Source organism: Flavobacterium terrigena, assembly GCF_900108955.1.
GTDB lineage: Bacteria > Bacteroidota > Bacteroidia > Flavobacteriales > Flavobacteriaceae > Flavobacterium > Flavobacterium terrigena.
Genome location: NZ_FNYA01000001.1, coordinates 214,355 through 239,713 on the forward strand (window position 1 = coordinate 214,355; position 25,359 = coordinate 239,713).

Sequence of the window (25,359 nt, forward strand, 5' to 3'; positions counted from 1 at the left end):
CTTACGCAGACTTTTTAATAGCGATTTCAAAGATACAAAAAATGAGTAAATTTAAAATAGAATTTAAATGGGCAATATACTACACTTTTTTAGGAATTATGTGGTTTCAGCTAGAAAAGTATTTAGGTTTTCATGATAAATACATTGCTAACCATCCAGCTTTTACCAACTTAATATACATTATCATTTTTGGAATTTATGTCCTTTTTTTAATTGATAAGAAAAAGAATTTTTTCAATGGAATAATGTCTTGGCAACAAGGCTTTCTTTCTGGAGTGATTTTAGCTATTTTCGCTATGATTTTAACTCCATTTGCTACTTATTTTTCTTTAAAATATGTCAATCCAGATTTTTTCACAAACATGATTAATTATTCGGTTTCTAAAGGAATGAAACTAGAAAATGCACAAGCCATGTTTGGCACAACGGCGTATATGATTTTTGCTTCATTTGGAAACTTCTCATTTGGTATAATATTTGCAGCTTTGGCTTCGGCAATAGTAAAAACTAAAAAATAATTTCATCATGCGCAAAATAATTGTTTTAAGCTTCTTAGTCTTATTTATTTCATGTATAAGTACAAAAAACACCATTCAAAATATAGATGACACAGCGGTTTTACCCAAAATTGTTGGCCCTCAATTTGTTTTAACAGAAACTGCAACTGATTTAAAATACGGTTATAGTGAATTTTACCCAATCAATTTAGGATTTTCAAAATATGAAAACAGCAATAATTTAAATGTTGGTCGTTTTTTTAATGCTATAACTGGTCCAAATGGAGAAAAAGTAACGTATAAATTAATTGAAACGTGTTGCCCTTTTCCAAGTAAAAACAATAAAATGGGCGCTGGAACTTTAGATTTATATGAAATTTACTTTGATGAAAAGGCTACTGACAAGAAAATTTACATCAATACATTTGAAAAAGGTAACGTAATTTGTCCGAAAGGATTTTCAATAAAAAAAGTTTAAACTTCTAACAACTAAACATCTAACTTTAATTACCTTTGCATCACAAATAAAAACACAATAAACAACTACACATGAACTTAGATAATATTCCACAAATAAAACATACAAATAGTGGTAACTTTTTCGTACTTGCTGGTCCATGCGCTATTGAAGGCGAAGAAATGGCTTTACGAATTGCAGAAAAATTAGTTACTATTACAGATAATTTACAAATTCCTTTTGTTTTTAAAGGAAGTTTCAAAAAAGCTAACCGTTCTAGAATTGATAGTTTTTCTGGAATTGGAGATGAAAAAGCCTTAAAAATATTAGAAAAAGTTTCAAAAGAATTTGGCGTACCAACGGTAACAGACATTCACACCAATGAAGATGCGGCTATGGCTGCTGCTTATGTTGATGTGTTACAAATTCCTGCATTTTTAGTTCGCCAAACGGATTTAGTTGTGGCTGCTGCCAATACAGGTAAAACTGTAAACTTGAAAAAAGGACAATTTATGAGTCCGGAAAGCATGAAACACGCGGCTCAAAAAGTAAAAGATTGTGGTAACGATAATTTTATGATTACCGATAGAGGAACCATGTTTGGTTACCAAGATATGATTGTAGATTTCAGAGGAATCCCTACAATGAAAGAATTCGGAACTACTGTTTTAGATGTGACACATTCGTTACAACAACCAAATCAAACAAGTGGTGTTACTGGCGGAAGACCAGATATGATTGAAACTATCGCTAAAGCTGGAATTGTAACTGGAGTTGATGGAATTTTCATTGAAACACATTTTGATCCTGCAAACGCAAAAAGTGATGGTGCAAACATGTTGCATTTAGATTATTTTGAAGGCTTAATGACGAAGTTAGTAGCCATCAGACAAACCATAAATAAATTTTAAGAATAATAGAACTTAATACCCAAATGAAAAAAATCTTAACGCTTGTTATAGCATTAATTTCTATAACAAGTTTCGCACAAACAGATAACTTAGTAGATTTGCCTGTAACAAAAGAAAAATACACTGCTCATAATAAAGGTAAATTTTATATCTATTGGGGAGGAAACAGAGATAATTACGCTAAATCAGACATTCATTTTACTGGTGAAAACTACGATTTCACTTTATATGATGTTACAGCACAAGACAGACCAAAAGGTTGGCACATAGATTACGTCAATCCAACAAGGATGACAATTCCTCAAACTAATCTTAGAATCGGGTATTTTATCAATGATCATTATAATATTTCTATTGGATATGACCATATGAAATACATTATGGACAATGATATTAGAGTTAAATATAGTGGATATTATCCACAAGAAGGAGAAATTTCAGCTACACCAGGAAATACATTTGGCGAACATGCAACAGCTGATGAAATTACTTTAACACCAGATTTTTTAACTTTTGAACATACAGACGGTTTAAATTATGTAAATACAGAAATTAATAGATTTGATGATATTTCACATTTATTAAGACTTCCAAATACAGATAAATTTCAAATAAACTTAACTGAAGGTGTTGGTGGTGGATTTTTATTTCCAAGAACAAATGCAAAGGTTTTTAATAAGGAAAGATACGATGAATTTAATGTAGCTGGTTACGGAATTTCTGCAAAAGCTGGTTTAAATTTTACTTTCTTTAAATACTTCTTTATTCAAACAGAAATTAAAGGTGGTTATTTAAATATGAATAATATTAGAACTAGCTATAATCCATCTGACAAAGCGGAACAAGAAATATGGTTTTTACAAAAAATTATAACTGTTGGTGGAATTTTCAAGCTTTAATTCTTTAAACATAAAAATAAAAAAAACGTGATAATTACTTATCGCGTTTTTTTATACAACAACTTTGCTTCCCTAATAACTTCTCTTAAAACAATATCTTCTACTGAATCAATCTCAAAATAGCGTAGCGATTTAATGGTGTTTCTATTTTCTCCAATTAAAATATCTTGATGTAAAATTAATTCATATCCTTTTGCAAAACCAATATCAACAAATCCTTTTGATTTATTTGGTGCTATATAAACAAATGGTTTCTTTTCATAATAAAAATATGGAATTCCCCACTTAAATAATAATTCAGTTACTTCAATTTCTTGTTCAATTACAGAAATTACATAATGAATAATCTCTTGAAATTGTGGGCTTTGTTTCAAAATATATACTTCAGCTGGCTTCATTAATAATTTATTTATTCAAAAATAATTAAAATTCCTTGTTCAAATGAAATTTTATTATTTACTTTGTATTTCAAAGCACTTTACAAACTTTCAATTATGATAAATTCAGCACAAAAGAAAATAGGCGTCGCAGTAATAATCTTATTACTGATTCCATTTATTGCAATGCGATTTACCAATGAAGTCAATTGGTCATTAATTGATTTTATATTAATGGCAATATTATTAACAAGCACAGGATTGATTTGTGAATATTTAAATAGAAAAATAACCAACGAAAGAATCAAAATTGCTACAATTATTGGTGTTGTAATTTTGTTTTTATTTATTTGGGGTGAATTAGCCGTAGGAATTTTTAACAGTCCAATTTCTGGATCATAATCTAAAGTAATCAAATGGAAGATAAAAATTATTTAAACGACTTAAAAGAAATTAAAGAAATGATGAGTAAATCGTCTCAATTTATTTCTTTAAGCGGTTTGTCTGGTGTGTTGGCAGGTATTTATGCGTTAGTTGGTGCTTACTTTGCTTACAAAACGATCTATTTTGATACTTCAACTTCTGGAAATTATTCTTATTTAATTATTTCAGAAAATGCGGTAATTAAATTATTTGCAATTGCTTCAATTGTTTTGGTTTTATCTATTGCAACAGGAATTCTTTTAAGCATAAAAAAAGCGAAAGAAAGCAATGATAAAATTTGGAATGCAACATCAAAACGTTTGGTCATTAATTTCATGATTCCACTTGCAGTTGGTGGTTATATGGGATTGTACTTAATTGAAAAAGAAAATTTTGCTTTACTAACTCCTCTTACTTTAATATTCTACGGATTAGCTTGTGTGAATGCGAGTAAATACACTTTAGGAGATGTAAGATATTTAGGCTTATCAATGATTTCATTAGGAATTATAAACACATTTTTCGTAGGTTACGGCTTACTATTCGCCGCTTTAGGTTTCGGTGTTTGTCATATATTTTATGGCGGTATGATGTGGTTTAAATATGAGAGAATTAAATAATAATTTAAATTCCAATATTATGAAAAATGAAATAAGTCAAAAAGTAAATTGGGGTATCCTATTCCCTCTTCTAATCATCCTTTTAGGAGCAATCTTACTAATTTACATGATTGCAGTTGAAGATGAACCAGGTGCTTTGCCTTTGATATTAATAATTGTAGGAATAGTACTTTTAACAAAGAATTGGTTCAAAATAAATAGAAATAACAGCTCTAATAAATAATTAGAAAAATATAAAAATATTATAAAATAAGAATTAGCTTCGTGCTACGAAAACAAATGAAAAACATCATCCAAAACATCAACAAAGCGTTTGACCACAGAATACGACTAGGAATTATGTCGGTTTTGATGGTAAACGAATCTGTAGATTTTAATACGATGAAGGAATTTTTAGGTGCCACAGACGGAAACTTAGCCAGTCACATTAAAGCATTAGAAGCTGATGCATTTATTTCCGTTGAAAAACAATTTATTGGTAAAAAACCAAATACCAAATACAGCATCACTCCTATTGGCAAAAAAGCCTTTCAGGATCATATTAACGCATTGGAAAAATTATTAAGTCAAAAATAACGCTATTTTTTTATTCATTAACTTTGAAAAACAAAGTACTTTTAATTATTAAATATGAACAAACTTGTCACCATCTACATTTTAAATCGCAAACAAGACACTAACATTTGGTTAGCTTCATTAGTTGCAATTACATTATTATTACTTCGAGTAAAAATTACACATTCTATGTATTTATTATTTTTAATTTGGAATTTGTTCTTAGCCATTGTTCCTTATTTCTTATCATCAAGTATTTACAATAACTTCTTCGATAAAAGCAAAAAAGTACAAAATAGCATTTACTCTTTAACTTGGTTGTTGTTTATTCCAAACACTTTTTATATTCTAACAGATTTCACACACTTACATTTCATAAATCCCTTTCAGTTTGGCTTAGACATGCTCATTCTATCAAGTTTTAGCTTCGCAGGATTTTATATTGGATTACTTTCATTACAACATATTCATCTCTTGACAACAGCAAAATATGGCAATAAAACTGGGAATTTATTTATTATAATCATTAGTTTTTTATCAGCATTTGGGATTTATTTAGGAAGAGTTTTACGCTTCAATAGTTGGGATATTATCTCCAAACCTATGGAACTTGTTTACAAATCAATTTATGCGCTTTTTAGTTTTGAAACCATCATTTACACCTTACAACTCTGATTAATAATTCTGATAAGTTATATCATTTTCTACCATTGGAAACATTACAAAATCAATAACAATTAAATAAAAAATAACCTTTAAACTTAAAAACACCATGGAAATCGACATCAAAACACCAGATCAAACTGAAAGCAAATCGTTTTTTCAATCGTCAACAGCAAAAATGATGATGGTTGGAATACTAACATTAGTTTTATTAATTCCGCTTTTCTTCGTACAAGATTTAATTACAGAACGAAGCATTCGACAAAAAGAAGTGGTTTCAGAAACGACTTCAAAATGGGGAGGCGGCGTATATGTTTACGGACCAATATTAAAGATTCCTTATAAAAATCCAGTTACAGGAAAATCGAATTTTGCGTATTTCTTTCCAGAAGAATTGGATAATTCTATAACTGCAAGAATGGAAAAACCTTTAGAACGAGGTATTTTTAAATCGAATGTATTTTCGACTAAGATGAATTTCACGGGTTCGTATTCGCAACCTAATTTTCAAATGCGAAATATTCCAGATGCGAATGTATATTGGAATCAAGCGAAAATTATCATCAGAACTACGAATTTGAAAAGCTTAAAAGATGAAGTCAAAATAAAATTTGCCAATCAGAGTTTAAAATTCGAACCAGGAAACACAGAAAATAACGACAGCATTCAAACTTTAGAATCCACTACATTCGATTATAAATCGATTGCCAATTCGAGTAAATTTAGTTTCGATATTGCATTTAACGGAAGTAAACAAATTAAAATTGTTCCTATCGGAAAAACAACTGATTCTAAAATGACATCAGATTGGAATTCACCAAATTTTAATGGAAACTTCTCTCCTACTTCTCGTGATCTTTTTAAAGATGGTTCAGGTTTTAAAGCGAACTGGAAAATTTTACATTTTAACAGACCATTTGCACAACAATATTTCGAAGCTTTACCAGAACTTTCAAATTATGCTTTTGCGACGGATTTCATCACGCCAGTTGACGAATACCAACAAAACGAGCGTGCAAGTAAATATGGGTTTTTAGTAATCGGATTAACATTTTTAATCTTCTTTTTAATTCAATCGATAAGTAAAATCAATATTCATATTTTTCAATATTCGATGATTGGAATTGCATTAATTATGTTTTACACTTTATTGATTTCAATTACAGAACATAGTAGTTTTTCATTGGCTTACATCATTGCTGCCATAGCCGTAATTGCGCTGATTTCTCTATATTCAATATCGATTCTGAAGAACAAGAAATTCCCAACATTTATTGCGATTTCATTAAGTGTTTTATACTCGTTCATCTTCGTCATCATACAATTAGAAGATTATGCCTTATTAGTGGGAAGTATTGGTCTATTTGCGATTTTAGCAGCCGTAATGTACTTTTCTAGAAAGATTGATTGGAAGTAAATTTCTTTAAAATAAAAAACCCTGACAGATTTAATTTGTCAGGGTTTTGTTTTATTTAATATAATCAATAATTAGAATAAGTAAAATTATAACAATTACTATATAAATATAAACTTTCTGAATTTTTATATTGTCTCTGTAATCAATAATTTCGTTTGTTTCATAGTTAGCAATTATTTCGTTTTCGATTAGAATTTTATCAATCTCAACTTTATCTTTTTCAAGTAAATAATATCTTAATTTCATTTGATTTTCATCAGAATAAAATGAAATTTGTTTATTAATTAATTGCGATTCAAATCGTATTCTATCTTTCAATAAAACATAAATATGATAATAATTTTCTTTTATTTCACTCATAGAATCTGAACACTAAAAACTGATCACTGAATACTATTAATGACTTCCTTCTACTTCAATCGCATCCACATCAATATTTTGTTTTTTCAAAATTCCTTTTACCAAAACGGCAAATAAAGTCAAGTAAGCAAAACAAACTACAGCCACAATATACGATTGGTGAATTCCAATGATATCAGATAATTTTCCTTGAATTGGAGGAATAATTCCACCACCTAAAATCATCATAATTAAGAAAGCAGAACCTTGAGAAGTATATTTTCCTAAGCCAATAATTGACAAACTAAAAATAGCTGGCCACATAATACTACAAGCTAATCCACCCGCTAAAAAGGCATAAATAGCAACAGTTCCAGCAGAAAATAATCCAATTAACATGGCTATAATTCCGAAAGTTCCGAAAATCATTAAAGTTCTTGCAGGTTTATCTTTACTTAAAAAGAAAGCAGCAATTTGAACAAAAACACAAACCACATAGAAATATAAAGGCTTCATGTCTTTTCCAGAAATGATATTTACGCTTAAAATAACTCCAAACGCAATTAAAGGAATAATGATTAAAGCGATTGTTTTTTTGATACCTTCTAAGTTGAAAACAGAAATGGCTCCAGCCCAACGACCAATCATTAAACTACCCCAATACATCGAAACATAAGGCGCAATATCTGAAGATTGCATACTTCCGAATTCTTTCAATTTTAATAATTCACCTAAATTACTTCCAATGGCAACTTCTACACCAACGTAAACAAAAATAGCTAACATCCCTAAAACCAATTGTGGATATTGCATTGCACCCCAACCGTTAACATCTTTCTTAGCTGATAAATATGAAAATAAAATTCCACCTAAAACCACTAATAAAGCTCCAGAAAGCCAAAGCATTCTATAATGCTCTAAGTCTGACATTTCAGCAATAGAATAGTTTGTAGTATCTAATTGATAGGTTTTGAAAATTGGCACGAAACAAGCTGCTAACAAAACTGTCATAATAACTAAAGTTCTTAAAGCTTTATTGGCTTTTTCCATTGGTTCTGTAGCGATTCCTGCAGGAACTTTTTTCGAGAAATAGAACAATGCTGCAGAAGCAATAAATAATAATCCAACACCTAAATATAAGATGACAACTTTATCTAAAGGTAAACTTTGAATTTGCTCTTCTGAAACTTCTTTTGCACTTCCAAACAAAGCGAATGCAACTAAAATTGGACCAATGGTTGTTCCTAAAGAATTAATTCCACCACCTAAATTTACTCTACTCGCTCCCGTTTTTGGGTTACCTAATAAAATCGCAAACGGATTAGCAGCTGTTTGTTGTAATGAAAATCCTAACGCTACAATAAATAATCCTACTAACATTCCAGCATAAACGCTCGCTTCAACAGCTATAATCATCGCACCAGCACCTAAAGCCGAAAACAATAAGCCGTAAACAATACTTTTCTTATATCCCCAAGTTCCAACAATATCTTTTCCTGTGCTATTTCCCATGGCAAAAAGTAATAAAGCGCCAATATAATAAGCCGTATAAAATGCAAAATCAATTAATTGCGATTGAAATTGATCTAGACTAAAATAGCTTTTACAAAATGGAATAAAAATACTGTTTCCAGCAGCAATAAATCCCCAAAAGAAAAACACTGTAATTAGTGTATACAAAGCGGGATAATTGGTTTGATTTTGGTTTGAATTCATAATTTAGTTTAGTTAGTAGTATATTAATTTTTTAGTTTTTGATCGTCATTTTGCTAAATAACAAAATTTTATGGCAAAAAAATATAAAATCGGAATTTAATTATTAACGAAATCGACTTAGTTTAATAACATTATTAGTACAAATTAGTTCATTAAAAACTATTTAGATAATCTTATATCGAAGGAAAATGGTTGCGTTGAAAACTTAATTTTCTTAAAATCAGGATGATTCGGATTAATTAACACATTTCGTTCATTTGGAATTATGGCAGAAGGCACAAACAAAATTGCTGATTGTTGATTTCTAATCCAATTATCACCAATTGTTCTGCAAATTAAATGTCCGTTTTCGGTAGTGTCATTCCAACCTTTTGGTAATTTTTTCGAATCAACTTCTACTATTTTAACTGTATTTGGAAATGAAATAGTCAGTAAACTATAATCGGCATCATTACCAAAACCATTTCTGTGAACCAAGTTTTCCAAACAGGCTAACGAACAATTTTCAGCTGCATAAATCACAAATAAGCCCGTAGAATTCCATCTTGCTGCATAACCAGAAGCCATTAAACTATTCGCCCATTTTGTATGAATAATTCTAAAAACTTCCATTTATTAAGCGGTTGCGCCGAATTCTATTCGTTTTAACTCTTCGTAAATTAAATGAATACCAGTTGAAGTATTTAAATATTGAACTGGTTTGTTATTATTGAAGAAAGGATTTTCTTTTTCCAACCATTGATTAAAAACGTTAGAATTACCAAAAACAACATTACCAAGCTCATATAACGTGCTTAATTCTATGGCTAATTCTGCAATTCTTGAAGGAATTTTAGTTTCATTATTTTTATACTTAATGAATGTTTTTGGCGTAATTTCAAAAATATTTTCTGAAAGAATTTTTATAGTTAAACCAGTAATAGCAATTACTTTAGTAAATAATTCTTTTGAATTTTGAGCAATGTTATCTAATACATTATTTTTAATAAATGAAGCTGGCAAATAAATAGCCATAGGTTCTGAAGCCATATTAATAGCATCATCTTGGACTTCATGTTTTTTTACTGCTTTTTTCATAATGTGTATTTTTACATTTACTAATAAGCAAATTTACATATTATTATTATTTCTTCCAAAATTTATAGCACAAAAAAAAATCCCAATTACTTGGGATTTTATATTATTGATTACCGTCTAAATAGCTTTGCAGGTAAGCAAAACGCGGTGTAAGTTTTCCATCACCTGTAATTTTAGCTCGAGCCAAAATACCATTTGCATCATCATTAAAAAAAGCTGGAATAACGTGTTGTAAAAACATTTCTCCAAAACCTTCACTAGCATCTTTTGGTAATTCGCAAGGTAAATTATCAACAGCCATTACCACAATTGCACTTGGATGATACATATCAACTTCTTTATGTTCACTTGGCAGATAGCCATAATTTGGTTCAGCAATTGTACTTGCTCTTAGTGTAGAAGCTATTGGTCCGTTAATATCGCAAGAAATATCTGCAACAACTTTAATTTTATTTTTTGGAGAAGCTAACATTTCTCTAGATAAAATTATTGGTGCACCATTTCCGTAGAAATGTCCAGCAATAAAAATATCTGCGACTTCTGTAAAACGTTCGAAGTTTGAATTATAATTTTGCGGATTAGTATAAAAATCTTTCTTATCAAAAGCTAAGCCTTCTTTATGAATGTTATAATCCTGAATGTCAATCATTGTGAAAACAGGGTAAGTATAAGTTTTAGATAAAAAATCTTCAACCGAAACTTCCTTCATCTTCATACCATCTAACATTTCTTTAGCACCAAGTGCCACTTTACCTTTACCACTTAAAACGATTTTAATTGGCGGTAAAAAAGGTTTCTTTAGTTGTGTAATTAAAGCTTGTTGATTTGTAAGTGTTTCAGCTTTTGGTAAATTAAAAATATCGAATTTTAATCCAAAAGATCTAATTCCATTATAAGCGCCAACAATTCCTGCATAACGACCAAAACCAATTAAACGTGTATTATTTTCGTTCACAATTGTTTCGTGATCATATAATTCTATGTTTTTATCCACGCAAGCCTTTAATAAATTTCTATTATAAGCTTGCTTTTTTATCGTATGAGAAAAGAAAAAATATTTTTTATTTGGGATTAATGCATCAACTGGAACCTCTTTAACTCCAATTAGCACGTCACAATCTTCAACATTTTCGGAAATTTCAAAACCGTTTTCTATATACTCTGAATCTGAGAATACTCTAATATCTGATGCTTCTACTTTAATTTCAGCATTTGGAAATTGCTCTTTTACTTCCAAAAGTTCTGAAGGTGAAAACACGACTCTTCTATCTGGGGGGGTTTTTCTTTCTTTTATTAATCCGAACTTCATTTGTTGTTTGTTGTTTTGTTTTTTTTTATAGTTAAATAGAGTAACTTTTTTAGAGGGAAGTTAGTCAGTATCAAACATTTAAATATCATATTTATATATATTCAAAACATTATTTACTCTATTGGTTACAAATATAACATTTTTGAAATTGTGGAGAAAAATTTTAACATTCAAATCATAATTTTTTTAAAAATTTGAACAGGAAAAAACTTATTAAAAAATCTCTATCCTATTTATCAAATAAAAAAAACAATAATTATCTTCATATAAAAAAAATATTGTAGTTTTGGCATTAAATTTGCGCTTTGACAAACTTTAAGTGTACTATTCAATTAAATGGGGTCGACTGGTTTTGACAGCAAGTGGCACTAATTAGTAAGCATGTCGAGCATTGTATTTTTGGCTCGTAAATATCAATTATACACACTTTTTAAACGGCGAAAATACTTACGCTTTAGCTGCATAATCAGAATTATAGTACGATAATGCCAAGTTCCTACTAGGTAGGAAAGCTGGATTTCTCTCAAAAGCCTTGGTTTGTGGCGGTTGGTTAAGAGGAATGGTAAAAATAAACCTAGGAACGGTAAAACTTTAAATCCGCTCTGACACTGATAAAGTTAAGCATGTAGTGGCTGTTTTTGGCCAAGCTGCATGTCGAAAATCTAAACAAAAACTATACATGTAGAAAGCTTTTTGATGGCTTGTTTGGACGAGAGTTCGATTCTCTCCGACTCCACAGAAAACCCTGTAAAACACTTATTTTACAGGGTTTTTTAATTATGGTTGCCGTTTTTGATGCCGTAATAATTTTGATTAAATATTTAAATTATTACCTCTTCAAACTAAAATGTCCTTTAAAAGTTCTTCCATCTTCTAAATTTATCACATACCAATAATCTGAAGATGATACTGCTTTGCCATTATAAGTTCCATCCCAACCTGAAGAAAGTGGTGAGATTTGTTTTAACAATTTACCATATCTGTCAAAAATATGAATGATAGTTTTAGCGTTGTAAGTGCGACTAATTCCTTTAATATTCCAATAGTCATTATATCCATCTCCATTTGGAGTAAAATAGTTTGGAATACCTAATAAACTAATATCTTCTTCAGCAATGCCGCATCCGTTTTTATCAATCACATAAATGGTATAAGTACCTGATTCTACATTATAAAAAGTATTACTACTTTGATAATTAATTCCGTCAATACTGTATTCATAATCTCCAGAACCGCTAACATTTACTATTATTGAATTATTATCTGATAAATCGTTAATAACAATATTTTCAATAGTTGCAATGTTAGAAGCTGTTACTGTAATAGTTCTAGTTTTAGTACAGTTTTGAGTATTTGTAACAACAACTGTATAACTTCCTTCTGTATTAACCGTTAAAGAATAATTAGTTTCTCCAGTTAATATATTTCCATCTAAAAACCATTGATATGTAAAGTCATTTATTGTTGAAATATCTTCTAAACCTGCATCAATAGTTTTTATAAAATTTGGATTATTACTACATACTAATTCTGTTCCTGTAGTATTAATTCTTGGTGTTGGTTTTACAACAAAAGGAATACTTAAAGTAGCTTTACAAGTTGTGTTAATCGGATTAATTACTTCAACTGTTATGGTTTGAGTATCTGTAATAAAAGGATTAGGTAATGGACTTGGTAATGCTACTGCATTCGCATCAAAATAATTAACAATCATTCCCGTTTGTGAGCCTAGAATTGTAGACTGAAACGCACTTGTATTAAACGGAAATAAACCATCTTGAGAAAGTGGATTTACTTCATCATCACAAGCTGTTGTTAATGTTATAGCAATTGGAAAAGCTTCAGGTAAATCGTCAACTATAAATTGAATTGTGGCTTCATCATAACAAGCTGTTGATGTTGTATTTGTTGCTCTAGCTGTAATATTTTGAGAACTTGTTACAAAAGGATTAGGCAATGGACTTGGTAAAGCATTTCCGTTTTGATCTTTGTAAGTTACCGTTACACCTGTTAATCCGTTTAATAAAATAGTTTGCAAATTATTCGTATTGAATCCAAAAATTCCATCTTGATTGTCATCGCAATGGCTAATAACTAAATTTTCTATAAAAGGGATACGTTCTACATTTAAAATTATATGATGCCCTAAACCTAAACAATCATTATTGACTTGACTATCTACTCTAACATAAATATTTTGCGTGATTGGATAACCAACATTTGTATAATTCGAAATATTGGTAATTGCATTTTGCTCAGCTAATGCATCTGCCTGATTTTTATAATACTTTATAGTTAGTAATTGTCCAACTGGATACAAAGCTTGAATTTGTGAAGTGACACTACTAAAATCAAATGTAGCAATTCCATCTGTATTTGAGCCAGATGACATATCATCGCAAACCGTAAAGACTTTCTGAAAACTTGAAGGAATAGAAGTTGTTGATACACTTAAATTTAATTGCCCAACTCTGAAACATCCGTTATCATTTTCAATACGAACATAAACCACATCATTACTAACAACTTGATTAGTATAAGCTAAAAGGTTTGTTATACTCGCAATGGTATTATCGCTTTGAGCATCAGTTGGATTCTCAAAATAAGTAAAAGTTAAACCATTTGTACTCGTAACAAATGAGTTTTCAGCTTCTTTTAAGTTGAAAGCACTAAAACCATCATTATTGTCATCACATTGTTTTAGAGTTACTATATTGTTTGTTAAAACTGGTCTTGGGAAAATCGTTATGTTTCTGTTATTACTTCCTGTACCATTTGGTGTAGTAATTGTAACAGATACTGGAAAAGTACCCGAATTGGTATAAGTATGTGTTGGACTTATAGTATTTGAGGTATTTCCGTCACCAAAGTTCCAATTAGCAGACAAAATAGGTTGGTTAGTATTGAAACTAAAATTTACAGCATCGCCTTCACAGGTGCTAGCGAGTTGGATAGCTGGTGTAAAGAAAAAAGATTGATTGAAAGCTGGCAATCCAGAATAAGTATACTTTCCTAAAAGATCTACAGCGTCTACTTGTAAATCACAACCTACACCTAGAGTGTTCGGATTATTAATAACCCCTAATTTATTCTGATAAAAAAAAGCAACATATATTTTTCCGTCTGGACCAGTTTGCAATGCTCCTGGTGATTTTGCACCAGAATAAATTTGAGTAGCAGATAACAAAACATTAGTAGCATTTAAATTAAATTGATAAATTTTACTATATCCGCCTGTAGAAAGATATAAGACTTCATTATTTTGAGAAAATTCTGCACCATAAAATCTATCATATCCAATTATTAATGACTGTGCATTAGAAATTGAACCAGTTGTATTATTAAAATCAAACAACTGTGTTATTGCATTAGGGTAATAAATACAGCTAACTATTTTTTTTCCGTTTGGAGAAATTCTTAAGTATCCACCTGATCTAAACTCACTTCCAGGTGATTCATAGTTTGGAATATAACCAATACTACTAATCACTGGTGTTGCAGTTAAACCAGAACTTGTTAATAAATTAGCATAAAAATTATTATTATTCCATCCATGGGTAATAACCCAATAATCTGTTTCATTAGCATGTTTTACAATAGCAAGTTTTTCACAAGTTGGAGTATATATTTGTATATTTTTAATTGCTGTAACTGCACCAAAACCCCCATCTAACGACATATCCACTACAGAATAGCAAAAACCATTTGGCTTAACTTCTGCATCTATAGTAAAAATATAAAATAATGTTGTTGAACCAGGTTTTTGAACTATTGTTGCAGATTGAGTACTAGATAAATCACCTAACAAACCATTACCATTTACCATTACTTGATGATTTCTATTGTATACTGTAATACCATCAGTATAAAATAATAATTGACCAGAAGCGTTAGAAATGGTAGCACAACCTTCTGTAGTATTCAGTTGACCATTAGTTATAGCAACAGGACTTCCACTATTAAAATCTAAACCAGCATTTTCTCCAAAATACCAAATATTGGCTTCTCCTTGTGAGAAAAGCAATTGAGAAAGTAATATAAAGAAAAATGTTATTCTTATTTTCATTAATGTTATTAATTTTTATTTATAAACTACGAAACATTCATTAGGGTCTGCTACGGCACTAACATTATCAATAAATACTTGTGTTGTATTTTTCATAAATTTAACTTTTCCATTATCTGAATTTACGGTATAAACATTATTACCTACCACTTTAATGCCATAATTATATGAACTTCCAGTGGATAAACCCACTAAAGTTGCCTGTCCATTTTTCCAATAATATGCTTTATTGTCTAATTTACCACCAATGTATACATTGTTATTATTTACATCAATATGTGAAGCGTAAACATTATAAGATGGATTATTAACATAATTAACTACTCCATTTTTCCAATATTTAATTTTTTTGATTCCATTGTCAGTTTCTTCTGCTAAAACATATACATTATTATCAACTACACATAGGTCTCTAGTTGTATCAGGAATTGTCCCGCTAGTCAAAACTGTATTTACTCCATTTTTCCATAAATTTGCTTTATGATCACTATGAATTAACACATATTTGTCATTACCTACTACTTTAAAATCACAAGGATAAGGAAAAGAACCAGTTATACCATTTATATTTGTTGGCACACCATCTTCCCATAATTTTATTTGAGTACCAACTATTCCTAAAATATACACTTTATTGTTTACAACTTGCACTTTAGTAAAATAATCTGCGGTTTGTGTTCCTAAATTTTGAACCACACCATTTTTCCAGTATTTGGCTTGCCCATTTTCAAAACCAACCACATAAGTATTCCCTTGATTTACACAAACAGAATAAGCAAAAGCTTCATAAGTTCCATCTGTTAAATAAGTAGGCTCCCCATTTTTCCATAAAACAGCTCTTGTGTTTCCGCTAACAGGATAACCTCCACCAACTGCATAAAAATCTACTGGTTTTTCAGTTTCAATTTCTGGAGCATTGTCTTCTTTACTACAAGACATTAATAAAGTAAAAAAGCTTAAAGCTAAAATTATTTTTTTCATATTTATTGTTTTACTACTTCAGTAATAACTGAGTATATTTTTAGAAACACTAACTATACTTATTACTATTTTGAATTATTTATATTTTATTTACAATTTCACAAATAATTGATTGTTAAAATTGCTGACAAAAATATAATTTTAATTTTGAAATAAATTACGTATTTCACGTAATTGTTAGATTTTTATATTTAAAAAATAATAAATTAAATTTGAATTACTTTTGCTGTAAATAACTATAATAATCACCAATGCCATTTTATAAAAAAATTTCGCTTCCAAAAAACACATCTATTTATTTATGGAGAATTAATGAGGAAATTTCCGAATTAAAAGAGCATCTTGTTTTGAGTGAAACTTCTTTAAATCGATTAGAGAAGATGAAAGCTACAAAACATATAAAAGGATTTTTGGCAGTGCGACAACTTTTAAATAGTATTGATTATTCAGATTCTGAATTATTTTATGATGCTTTCGGGAAACCTTTTTTAAAAGATGGTAAACATATATCGATTTCACATTCTCATGAATTTGCTTGTATCATAATTAGTGATAATCCTGTTGGGATTGACATTGAATTAAAAAATGAAAAAATTATAAAAAATATATGCATACTTTTTAATGAAGATTTCATTCTGAATTTTAAAGGAAACCAGGAAGAAATCACAACATTAACCACATTTTGTTGGTCAATTAAAGAAGCTATATTCAAGTTAATTCCAGAAAACGATGTGAGTTTTAAAGACAATATTTTTATTGAACCTTTTCATTTAAATGAAAGTTCATGCGTTGTGAATGTGAGAATTAATGATAAAACCACAAGTTATAACGTACAATTGCAAGAGATTGAAAACTACGTTTTAGCCTTTGTAATTCAATAAAATAATTATTTTCTTAAATCAATAAAACGCGTTGGTTTTCTATTCATCGGATTGAAAACAATCGGATTTAAAACTTCTTTGGAAACTAATTCAATTCTTGGAGCAACACGTAATTTCGCTCTAAAATGGTCTTTAACTTCTGCTAAAAATCCTTCAGACGGATTCTTAACAACAATCTTAACCACAATTTCATCAGTTCCTAAATCGTTATTATAAATTTGGATTAAGTAGTTTTCTATATTATCAAAATCATTTAAAACTTCATTCATTGCTGGCGGATACAAAGTTGTTCCTTTGTATTTTATCATCTGTTGTTTTCTACCTACGACTGGTCCAACTCGAAGCGTTTTTCTACCACACATACAAGCATTGGTATGTAATTTCACAATATCTCCTGTTTTAAAACGAATTAAAGGCATCGCTTCTACTCCAATTGTAGTAATTGTAAGTTCACCACTTTCGCCTTCTTTAACCGGTTTATTTTCATCATCTAAAACTTCCACAATAATTAACTCTGGATGATGATGACCTCCAACTCCGTGTTCACATTCTGTAAAAGCGGTGCTCATTTCTGTAGAAGCATAAGTTGAAAATAGTTTTATATTCCACTTGCTTGCAATTTTATCTGCTAATATTGAATTAGTAAAATCCTGGTTACGTAACGATTCTCCGATGCAAATCGCACCTTTTATTCCTAAATTATTATAATCAATTCCATGTGAATCGGCGTATTCAATAAGTTTCAACAAAAATGATGGAACTGTAATTAAATAAGTTGGTTTATATTTTAAAATGGAATCCCATTGTAATTCTGGAATCCCCGCTCCGACTCTAATTACGCCAACTTTCATTTTTCTAAGTCCTAAAAAATAGGCTAAACCAGCCATAAATCTTCGGTCCATTGTGGTCATAAGTTGCACAATATCGCCTTCTTTTATTCCAGCACAATCGAATGAAATGGCTTCGTTATATGCCAATCTATCTAAATCATTATCGGTTAAACCGAAAGTTACAGGATCACCTAAAGTTCCAGAAGTGGTAGCAAAATCAATAATTTTATGAGTTGGAACACATAAAAAATCATCATTATTTTTTTGAATCTCTTCTTTAGTTGTGGTTGGAATAAGTTGTAAATCTTCTAAAGTATTTATTTTAGAAAGATCAATATTATTTTCTTGAAATAAGTTTTTATAATACACTGAATTGGCGTTCACATATTGCAACACTTCTTGTAATTTCAATTCTTGAAATGCTTTAATTTCATCTAAAGATTGTTTTTCAATATGTGGTATCATTTCAGCTTCTTTTTTGATTTTTTTAAATATTTTTCAACTTGCAATTTACTAGTTGCTGTTGTAATTTCACACAATAAAGCTTTTTCAAATTGCTCTTTCGCCGCTATGAAATTTTTGTTGTTGTAAAAGTATAAACCTGCTTTGAAATATACCAACCAAAAATAAGAATTTAAAGATTGGTAGTTATTTATTTGAGATAAAGGTAAAACTTTCTTTTCATTTATAGCTTGATCGATTTTACGATCTTCAACTCTAAATTGCTCGTATTTTCGGTAATCATCTGTGTTTAAAAATGGATCTTTCGCAATGGTTAAATCGGCGCGTTCGAAAGAAACAATTGCTTCCTTATTATTTTGTTGATTAAATATTTGATTCAAATCGTAGCAAACAAATTCCCCTAATTGATACGGATTCGCAGAAACCCAAACCAATAATTCTTTAGGTTTGAAGATAATTCCATGATGCGCTAATAATTGATTCAGTGCTTTTTCATTACCAAAACCAATTTCTTTATCGTTTAATCCTTTTGTATTTCTTAATATGTCTGCAGCAATAGTTGGGTTTATTTTCGGATTAGCATCAAATAATTCCGTCATTTTATCAAATCGATATTCCGAATGACTATCTCTAATTTGCTTCAGATTTCTTCTGTCTTTTTTATATGCATCACTTTGAAAATGATTCGTACAAATAATTTTATTACTATTTTCTACATCAAAAATGTCGAATTTAGTTGGAGAAACTTCAATCAAAATAGCTTTATTATCAACAGTACTTCCAATCATTATCGATTCGGAAACAAAAACTTTTCTTTTTTTCGCAATGGCAATGGCTTCGTTAATATTGCTTGCGTATTGCAAAATTTCTCGCGCTAAAATTGAAATCGGTGTTTTTGCTATTAAAGGAATTCTAGATTTTCCAGCATTTATAGTTATGGTTAATCCTTTTGTATTCATTCCCGAAACTGCTCCAATCATTCCCGCCCAAGTATAAATCATAAACGGATTTCCTTGAGTTGGTTTGATGAATGCAATTACTTTATCTTTTGCAAAATCGTCTCCAGCATAGAAATCGAAATTCCTTCCTAAAATTAAATTTCCATCTTCCGATTTAGAATCCCAAGCTGCAAAAGAAGAACAACCAACTAAAGCTAAATCTTGTAGCGCATGACCAATATCATGAGCGCCGTGTAAATATAAACTTCTTAAATAAGCTGGTGCAATGGCATCATATTGTTTAGAAGAATATCTTGAATAACCGTAAATTTCCGTTTTATATTCTTCTGGAATGTTTAGATATAATTTTCGATTATACCATTTTAAGAAGAAACGTAATAACTTTTGTTTCGATTCTGAAGGAACTAAATCTTTAATTTTAGAAAAGAAAATGGTTTCTTGTTTCTTTAACAAAGAATCTGTTAAAGCACCAGAAATTAAACCAATTTGTAATGGATCGCCTTCTACATATAATTCCCAAAGTTGGTGTTTATTTTTAAGTAAAGTATTCTTTCCAGACACAAATAAGGTATCTGCTTTTTTATCAATTTTCGGAATTGTTTGGTTATAACTAGCCGTAATTGGCTGATGTTTTAATGATTTTTTAATTCCACAAGAAACCAATGACAAAAAAACGACAGACGAATAAAAAAGAAAGAATAATCTATTCTTCATAAACTTTATACGATTTCTTGATTTATTTTATCCACTAGATATTCTTTTCCAACTATTTCTGAACACGTTAAAACTGCACCAATTGTCACACCCAAAACACCATGCATATTGATACTTTGTCCGGTAAGATACAAGTTTTCTAATTTTGTTTTTGGCGCGATAAATGTTAACATTGGGTTATTACAATCCTTTACATATCCGTACATATTTCCGCTATTTCCGCCAATATAATCTCTATAAGAAAGCGGTGTGGATGTATGAATTGATTTAATACAATCTCTAATATTTGGAAATTTAACTTCAATTTCGCTTAAAAACTTCTCTGTTTTTTGAGTTTTAAATTCTTCATAACTTAAACCTCTATCGCTTTTTTCTGCAGTTGTATTAAAAGTTTCTTCCCATTCTTTAACATCATCATATTTCATGTAAGTGATAAATGTCATTCCTTCAGCCCAATCTTCATTTTTACCAGAAAAATTCATCGAAGCCATATAAGCCTTTGGCCATGAAGAATCATCATATTCGTAAGCTGTCCAAACGTTATTGGCGCTTTTAAAATGGTAATAATTGCAATTTAAATATTTGAATGTATTCGGTTTAAACACAATATATAAACTGAATGCAGAAATCACACTTTCTAATTTTTCAATTCTCTCATAATACGATTTTCTAAAATGAGATAAACCAACCATTTTTAGTGTTGCTTTAGGATCAATATTTGAGATGAATAAATCGGCTTTAAAAACTTCATTATCTTTGGTTACAACCGATACAACTTTGTTATCTTCAACTTCAAACTTAGCTACATCTTTGTATTTATAAATTTCACCACCGTATTTTTTAAGCTGCTTTATTAATTGTTTGGTAATTTGACTTCCACCATTAACACAACGCCAAGAACTTTGAATGTAGGAGTTAACAGACAAAGCATGAACATAAAAAGGAGATTTTTCAGCGATTCCTGCATATAAAAAGTTAGTTCCGGCTAAAACCGCTCTTAATTTTTCATTTTGAGTAATTCCTTCAATACATTCTTTAGCATTATATGACAATATTTCACTTTGGTATTTCCCTTCCGCATTTAAATTATATAAAGGAAAAGTATCACAAACATCAACAACTAATTTACAATATCTTTCTAATGCCTCTTTTTCTTCAGGAAAACTTTTTGCCAGTTGCTTTACGAAATTTTCATAACCTTGTGCGTGAGGATATTCTTCGCCTTCACTCTCAAAAGAAATGATATCAAAGGCATCTTCATCCATTTTTTTTAATCTAAGTTCATCCATTATACCTAGATACTTGAAGTATTTGTATAAATTCTGACCTTCAGATAAACCTCCGATATAGTGAATTCCGGTATCGAAAATGGTTTTGTCTCTTACAAAAGTTTGCAAGTTTCCACCAAATTGATTGTTTTTTTCAAGCACACAAACTTTGTATCCTTCTTTTGCTAAGATAATAGACGAAACTAAACCACCTAACCCGCTCCCTACAATTACTATGTCGTATTTATCTTTCACTTATCTTATTTTTTAAAACAATAATTTTGTCTTCATTTGAAATGACTTCAAAATTTGCCTGCTCAAATTTATACAATAAATTAGAACTATTGAACAAAATTACCTGTTGAAAATGGCTTACATGATTTGAAACAACTTCAAAATCTAAATTTGCATCTGAAATTAATAACGTATTATTTCCAACAATTGTATCTTGAATGTTTTCAACGTAAGTAACACCATATTTCTTAACTAAATAATTAGAATTGGCAATCGCTCTTTTTTCCAAATCTTCAATGAATGAAGTTATTTTTCTCTTCGCGTGTTGCATATTCAAAAGAACATCCATTTGTCCGAAATCTGATGCGATATGGAAAATTTTAGCATCAGGATTGATACTAGAATTTAGCTTAAAATAATTACTTTTACTTGCTAAAAAGTCTGATTTTACTTCCGAAATAATGTCTCTTTCTTTATATAAAAAACTTAAATACAATTTATCTTTGAAGTAGTTTTCGTCTTCTAAATCAATTCGCAGTTTATTAAATTCAGTTCTGAAATATTTATTGATTGATTTTGTTCGTTGTGAATAATTTTCACCAAACGATTTGTCATCCGCTTTTATTCTTTTATCAATAACAACAGTAATATTTTCATCATAAATAATGTGATCACCTTTTGGTAAACTTTCAGAATTTCCATGAATATAAACAGGCAAAACATCTATATTGAAATGTTCTGCTAAATAAAACGCGCCTTTATAAAACCTATTAATTTCATTAGTACTAGAACGAGTTCCTTCTGGAAAAACCATTAAAGAATACCCTTTTTCTATTTTATCACGTAAATGTTCTACACTTCCTTCAATACCTTGCGAAGCCGGATAATAACCTGCTAACTTTACAATTCTACCAAAAATAGGTGAATTATAAACCCAATCATTAACTAAATAAATTATTTTAGGTGTAATCATTCCAACTGCTAAAATATCTAAAAATGAAGTATGGTTTGATATAATAACTGCGGGTTTACTAAAATCTTCTTTATAATTATTTACTATTTTTTTCTTTACGAACGGATTAGAATATAAAACCGATTTCATGAAATTTGAAATAATACTTCTAAACCACATCATCTTTTTTTCCTTCTTGGCTGGAATTAAAAACAAAATCACTTTTCCTAATAAAGAGAAAAACAATCCTCCCAAACCATAATATAAAAACGATAAAGTTGAATGAATTAGCAATCGTAATGTTATTGGCGATTTTCCTTTTTTTACACGATTAATAAAGCAAATACGGAATAATAACGGATAAAAAATAAATGTAATTAATAAGGCCGCAAAAACTCCAATTAATGAAACGGATGAAATGGATCTTAAGGCTGGATGTTTGGCAAAAACTAAAGCTCCAATAGCTAAAATTGTGGTTAAAGCGGCTAAAATTATAGAAGTTCTATAAGTTGGCATTTCATTTTTACCAGTAGTATGTTCTTTTTGTAAAGCACTTGTCATGAAAATACTAAAATCGACACCATGACCAAAAATTAATGTACAAACAATAGTACTGAAAATGTTTAGTTGAATATTGAAAAGCCACATAATTCCAGCGGTTACAATACCTGTTAACACAATTGGAATGGTACTTACTATAACTAATTCCACTCTTCTGAAGAACACGAAAAGAATTAAAATAACAGCAACAAAAGAATAATTAACTAATGAATTGAAATCGTCTCGAAGTTTCCCTAAAAAGGTTTCATTCATTTGTTGTCTGTCGATGGGTAAAACACTTTGTTGTGAATCAATTGATTTTACAAATTTATCCCTTTGTGTATTTGAAACTTTTGCAACAGAAGTAATCGTATAAAATCCATTTTTAGAAGCTACAAATTCATCTAAAAATAACACATTTAATTTTTTATAATCAGCAAAACTTAATAACTCAAACTTTTGATTTAATAAGTCGTAAAATCCTTGATGCATTTCTGGTTTAAAACCAATTGCATTTCCGTGAGAAATTAGCGCATTCTCAACAAATTGTTTTCTATTCGAAGTCCAGAAATTATCCCACAATTTTAATTTTTCAAGTTGTGCTTCTTTCGATAAAACGATTCCTCCTATAGAACTAAAATTAATTATTTTGTTATCCGATTTTTCTAGCGAAAGTCTGTCGAAAAGTTTGCTATTATTTTGAATGGCTTCTTCAATTGAATTTCCGTAAGCCGCTAAATAAATTGATTTTGAAGTTAAATTAGTTCTCTTCTCTAATTTTTCTTCTGTCTTTTTAATATCATCAGGAATAAAATTTAATTCCGATAAATTATTATTGAACGTAACTTTTCCGAAAGTGAAAAACGAAACTACAATGATGATACAAGTAATCCCAATTAAAGCTTTATTGTTTTCAAAAGAAAATCCAGCTATTTTGTCTAAGACATTTTCTTTTGGAGGCAACAAACTATCCTTAGGTTTGTATAAATGTGGAATGATTAATAGCGAGAAAAACGCCGACACAATAACACTAATGGCTGCAAAAATTCCTAAATCTTTTAACGCTTCCGAATTCACAAAAAGTAAACATAAAAATGCCAAAGCAGTTGTTGTACTACTCATTATTAATGGCATTGTAATATCTTTATAAACGGTTTTTAAATCGTTATGATGTTTGTAATGCGTAAGAATATGTAAAGAATAATCAATGGTCACACCCAATAAAACAGCACCAACACTCAAAGAAATGGCTGAAATAGTTTGTCGTAAAAAATACAAACATGCAATGGCTGTTACGACTCCAAAAATAGTTGGAATGAAAATAATTACTGGAATTAATAACTTGCGATAAAATACTATTAGAATTAACATCAGTGTTCCTAATGAAACTAAAATCGTAGTAATAATATCGGTTTTTATTTGCTTGGCATTTGCAACGGCAATTAAGGAAGAACCAAAATATTCTAGAGTAACTTTTCCGCTGTTTACTGTATTAAATTTAGATTTGATTGTATTTAATTCGTCAACAAAAAGCGTGTTTTTTTCGGTTTCGCTTCCGCTTAATTTCGGATTGATGAATAATAAAAGTGTCGATTCATCTTTCGTAATTATGAATCCGTCTTTCAAAATAAAATCGTCTCCAATGCTTAACTGCTGTAGTTTTTTTAAAGCAACGAACGAAATTCCTAATGGATCATTTACAATAAAATCCTTGGCAATAAATCCAGTTGGAGAAATTAGGGTTTTGTAATTGTTTTCAACTTGTTGTGAAATGCTATCGTTAGTTAGCTTTTTCTCTAAAGTTGCATAGTCTTTTTCATCTAAAAAATAAGGCAAATTTTGGTAAACAAAATCGAAAGTTTGTTGAATATTTTCATCATCAACTTTACCTTGAATATTTTTAATATAAGGTTCACAAGTTTTTAAACTATCAATAAAATTGGTTGCTGTCTCAGTTAAATCATCAATAGTTCCATTTTTATCTTTTTCGATAATAACCGTAATTTTATCTGAAAAGTTCAATTGCTTAATCACTTTTGTAGCTATATCAGCATTTTCGTTTTTCGGAATTATTCTGGTAATATCTTCTTCAAATCTAATTTTTGAAGCAAAAAATCCAAAAACAAGTAGAAACAAAAATGCAATCGCTAAAGACAGCAATCTATTCTTCTGAACAAAATAATGAACCTTAATAAAAAAATTATGCATTTTT

The 25,359-nt window shown here is 29.6% G+C and carries 23 protein-coding genes and 1 other RNA gene; 12 read left to right on the forward strand and 12 right to left on the reverse strand.

Features of this window, described 5'->3' with window-relative positions; genetic code table 11:
* Window positions 1-41: 41 nt before the first annotated feature.
* The 4 genes from BMX42_RS01085 (at window position 42) to BMX42_RS01100 (ending at window position 2,764) form a co-directional block, all read left to right on the forward strand.
* Window positions 42-518: a DUF4199 domain-containing protein gene (locus BMX42_RS01085; RefSeq protein WP_143055577.1), complete on the forward strand. Its 477-nt coding sequence runs from the start codon at window positions 42-44 to the stop codon at window positions 516-518.
* Window positions 519-525: 7 nt separating this feature from the next.
* Complete coding sequence (locus BMX42_RS01090) at window positions 526-975, forward strand: 2-dehydro-3-deoxyphosphooctonate aldolase (protein WP_091307119.1); 450 nt, start codon at window positions 526-528, stop codon at window positions 973-975.
* Window positions 976-1,046: 71 nt separating this feature from the next.
* Window positions 1,047-1,865, forward strand: coding sequence for a 3-deoxy-8-phosphooctulonate synthase (kdsA, locus tag BMX42_RS01095; protein WP_091307122.1), 819 nt, complete (start codon window positions 1,047-1,049; stop codon window positions 1,863-1,865).
* A 23-nt stretch (window positions 1,866-1,888) separates the two neighbouring features.
* Window positions 1,889-2,764, forward strand: a complete 876-nt coding sequence (locus tag BMX42_RS01100; protein WP_091307125.1) for a hypothetical protein — start codon at window positions 1,889-1,891, stop codon at window positions 2,762-2,764.
* A gap of 38 nt (window positions 2,765-2,802) precedes the next feature.
* Here BMX42_RS01100 and BMX42_RS01105 read toward each other — a convergent pair whose 3' ends face one another.
* Window positions 2,803-3,162, reverse strand: coding sequence for a DUF1801 domain-containing protein (locus BMX42_RS01105; protein WP_091307129.1), 360 nt, complete (start codon window positions 3,160-3,162; stop codon window positions 2,803-2,805).
* A gap of 96 nt (window positions 3,163-3,258) precedes the next feature.
* Here BMX42_RS01105 and BMX42_RS01110 point away from each other — a divergent pair, with 96 nt between their 5' ends.
* The 6 genes from BMX42_RS01110 to creD all read left to right on the forward strand — a co-directional run bounded on the left by BMX42_RS01110 (window position 3,259) and on the right by creD (window position 6,819).
* Window positions 3,259-3,543, forward strand: coding sequence for a hypothetical protein (locus BMX42_RS01110; RefSeq protein WP_091307130.1), 285 nt, complete (start codon window positions 3,259-3,261; stop codon window positions 3,541-3,543).
* Window positions 3,544-3,557: 14 nt separating this feature from the next.
* Window positions 3,558-4,184, forward strand: a complete 627-nt coding sequence (locus BMX42_RS01115) for a hypothetical protein (RefSeq protein WP_091307134.1) — start codon at window positions 3,558-3,560, stop codon at window positions 4,182-4,184.
* 19 nt (window positions 4,185-4,203) lie between these two features.
* Complete coding sequence (locus tag BMX42_RS01120; RefSeq protein ID WP_143055578.1) at window positions 4,204-4,407, forward strand: hypothetical protein; 204 nt, start codon at window positions 4,204-4,206, stop codon at window positions 4,405-4,407.
* A 56-nt stretch (window positions 4,408-4,463) separates the two neighbouring features.
* Window positions 4,464-4,760 carry a winged helix-turn-helix domain-containing protein gene (locus tag BMX42_RS01125; protein ID WP_091307141.1) on the forward strand — a complete coding sequence of 99 codons (297 nt, stop codon included), beginning with the start codon at window positions 4,464-4,466 and terminating at the stop codon, window positions 4,758-4,760.
* Window positions 4,761-4,814: 54 nt separating this feature from the next.
* The gene (locus tag BMX42_RS01130) at window positions 4,815-5,414 is read left to right on the forward strand and encodes a DUF1361 domain-containing protein (RefSeq protein WP_091307144.1); all 600 of its coding nucleotides are present in this window, start codon (window positions 4,815-4,817) and stop codon (window positions 5,412-5,414) included.
* A gap of 97 nt (window positions 5,415-5,511) precedes the next feature.
* Window positions 5,512-6,819 carry a cell envelope integrity protein CreD gene (gene creD / locus BMX42_RS01135; RefSeq protein ID WP_091307147.1) on the forward strand — a complete coding sequence of 436 codons (1,308 nt, stop codon included), beginning with the start codon at window positions 5,512-5,514 and terminating at the stop codon, window positions 6,817-6,819.
* 51 nt (window positions 6,820-6,870) lie between these two features.
* Here creD and BMX42_RS01140 read toward each other — a convergent pair whose 3' ends face one another.
* From BMX42_RS01140 to BMX42_RS01160, 5 genes are all read right to left on the reverse strand, one after another.
* Complete coding sequence (locus tag BMX42_RS01140) at window positions 6,871-7,179, reverse strand: hypothetical protein (RefSeq protein ID WP_091307151.1); 309 nt, start codon at window positions 7,177-7,179, stop codon at window positions 6,871-6,873.
* A gap of 36 nt (window positions 7,180-7,215) precedes the next feature.
* A complete protein-coding gene (locus tag BMX42_RS01145) occupies window positions 7,216-8,874 on the reverse strand; it encodes an MFS transporter (RefSeq protein WP_091307155.1) in 1,659 nt (552 codons plus the stop codon).
* Between the two features lie 159 nt (window positions 8,875-9,033).
* Window positions 9,034-9,486 (reverse strand): RES family NAD+ phosphorylase, encoded by a 453-nt coding sequence (locus BMX42_RS01150; protein WP_091307160.1) that lies wholly within the window; start codon window positions 9,484-9,486, stop codon window positions 9,034-9,036.
* A gap of 3 nt (window positions 9,487-9,489) precedes the next feature.
* Window positions 9,490-9,951, reverse strand: coding sequence for an MbcA/ParS/Xre antitoxin family protein (locus BMX42_RS01155; protein ID WP_091307164.1), 462 nt, complete (start codon window positions 9,949-9,951; stop codon window positions 9,490-9,492).
* A gap of 103 nt (window positions 9,952-10,054) precedes the next feature.
* A complete protein-coding gene (locus tag BMX42_RS01160) occupies window positions 10,055-11,260 on the reverse strand; it encodes an NAD(P)-dependent oxidoreductase (RefSeq protein ID WP_091307169.1) in 1,206 nt (401 codons plus the stop codon).
* A gap of 338 nt (window positions 11,261-11,598) precedes the next feature.
* Between BMX42_RS01160 and ssrA the strand changes: the two genes are divergently transcribed.
* Window positions 11,599-11,999: a transfer-messenger RNA gene (ssrA, locus tag BMX42_RS01165) on the forward strand.
* A 90-nt stretch (window positions 12,000-12,089) separates the two neighbouring features.
* Here the strand turns inward: ssrA and BMX42_RS01170 are convergent.
* Both BMX42_RS01170 and BMX42_RS01175 read right to left on the reverse strand, forming a co-directional pair.
* The gene (locus BMX42_RS01170) at window positions 12,090-15,326 is read right to left on the reverse strand and encodes a T9SS type B sorting domain-containing protein (protein WP_091307173.1); all 3,237 of its coding nucleotides are present in this window, start codon (window positions 15,324-15,326) and stop codon (window positions 12,090-12,092) included.
* Between the two features lie 15 nt (window positions 15,327-15,341).
* The gene (locus BMX42_RS01175) at window positions 15,342-16,307 is read right to left on the reverse strand and encodes a hypothetical protein (protein WP_091307179.1); all 966 of its coding nucleotides are present in this window, start codon (window positions 16,305-16,307) and stop codon (window positions 15,342-15,344) included.
* Between the two features lie 251 nt (window positions 16,308-16,558).
* On the opposite strand from BMX42_RS01175, the gene BMX42_RS01180 reads away from it, so the two are divergent.
* Window positions 16,559-17,188 carry a 4'-phosphopantetheinyl transferase family protein gene (locus tag BMX42_RS01180; protein WP_091307183.1) on the forward strand — a complete coding sequence of 210 codons (630 nt, stop codon included), beginning with the start codon at window positions 16,559-16,561 and terminating at the stop codon, window positions 17,186-17,188.
* A 5-nt stretch (window positions 17,189-17,193) separates the two neighbouring features.
* On the opposite strand, the gene BMX42_RS01185 is transcribed toward BMX42_RS01180, so the two are convergent.
* From BMX42_RS01185 to BMX42_RS01200, 4 genes are read right to left on the reverse strand one after another with little or no spacing between them, the layout of a single operon-like run.
* Complete coding sequence (locus tag BMX42_RS01185; protein ID WP_091307186.1) at window positions 17,194-18,483, reverse strand: flexirubin biosynthesis putative acyl-CoA ligase FlxY; 1,290 nt, start codon at window positions 18,481-18,483, stop codon at window positions 17,194-17,196.
* The gene (locus BMX42_RS01190) at window positions 18,480-20,153 is read right to left on the reverse strand and encodes a C45 family autoproteolytic acyltransferase/hydrolase (RefSeq protein ID WP_091307190.1); all 1,674 of its coding nucleotides are present in this window, start codon (window positions 20,151-20,153) and stop codon (window positions 18,480-18,482) included. Before BMX42_RS01190 ends, BMX42_RS01185 begins: the two co-directional genes overlap by 4 nt.
* A 5-nt stretch (window positions 20,154-20,158) precedes the next feature.
* A complete protein-coding gene (locus BMX42_RS01195; RefSeq protein ID WP_091307194.1) occupies window positions 20,159-21,676 on the reverse strand; it encodes a phytoene desaturase family protein in 1,518 nt (505 codons plus the stop codon).
* Complete coding sequence (locus tag BMX42_RS01200) at window positions 21,666-25,355, reverse strand: MMPL family transporter (RefSeq protein ID WP_091307198.1); 3,690 nt, start codon at window positions 25,353-25,355, stop codon at window positions 21,666-21,668. Before BMX42_RS01200 ends, BMX42_RS01195 begins: the two co-directional genes overlap by 11 nt.
* Window positions 25,356-25,359 lie beyond the last annotated feature (4 nt).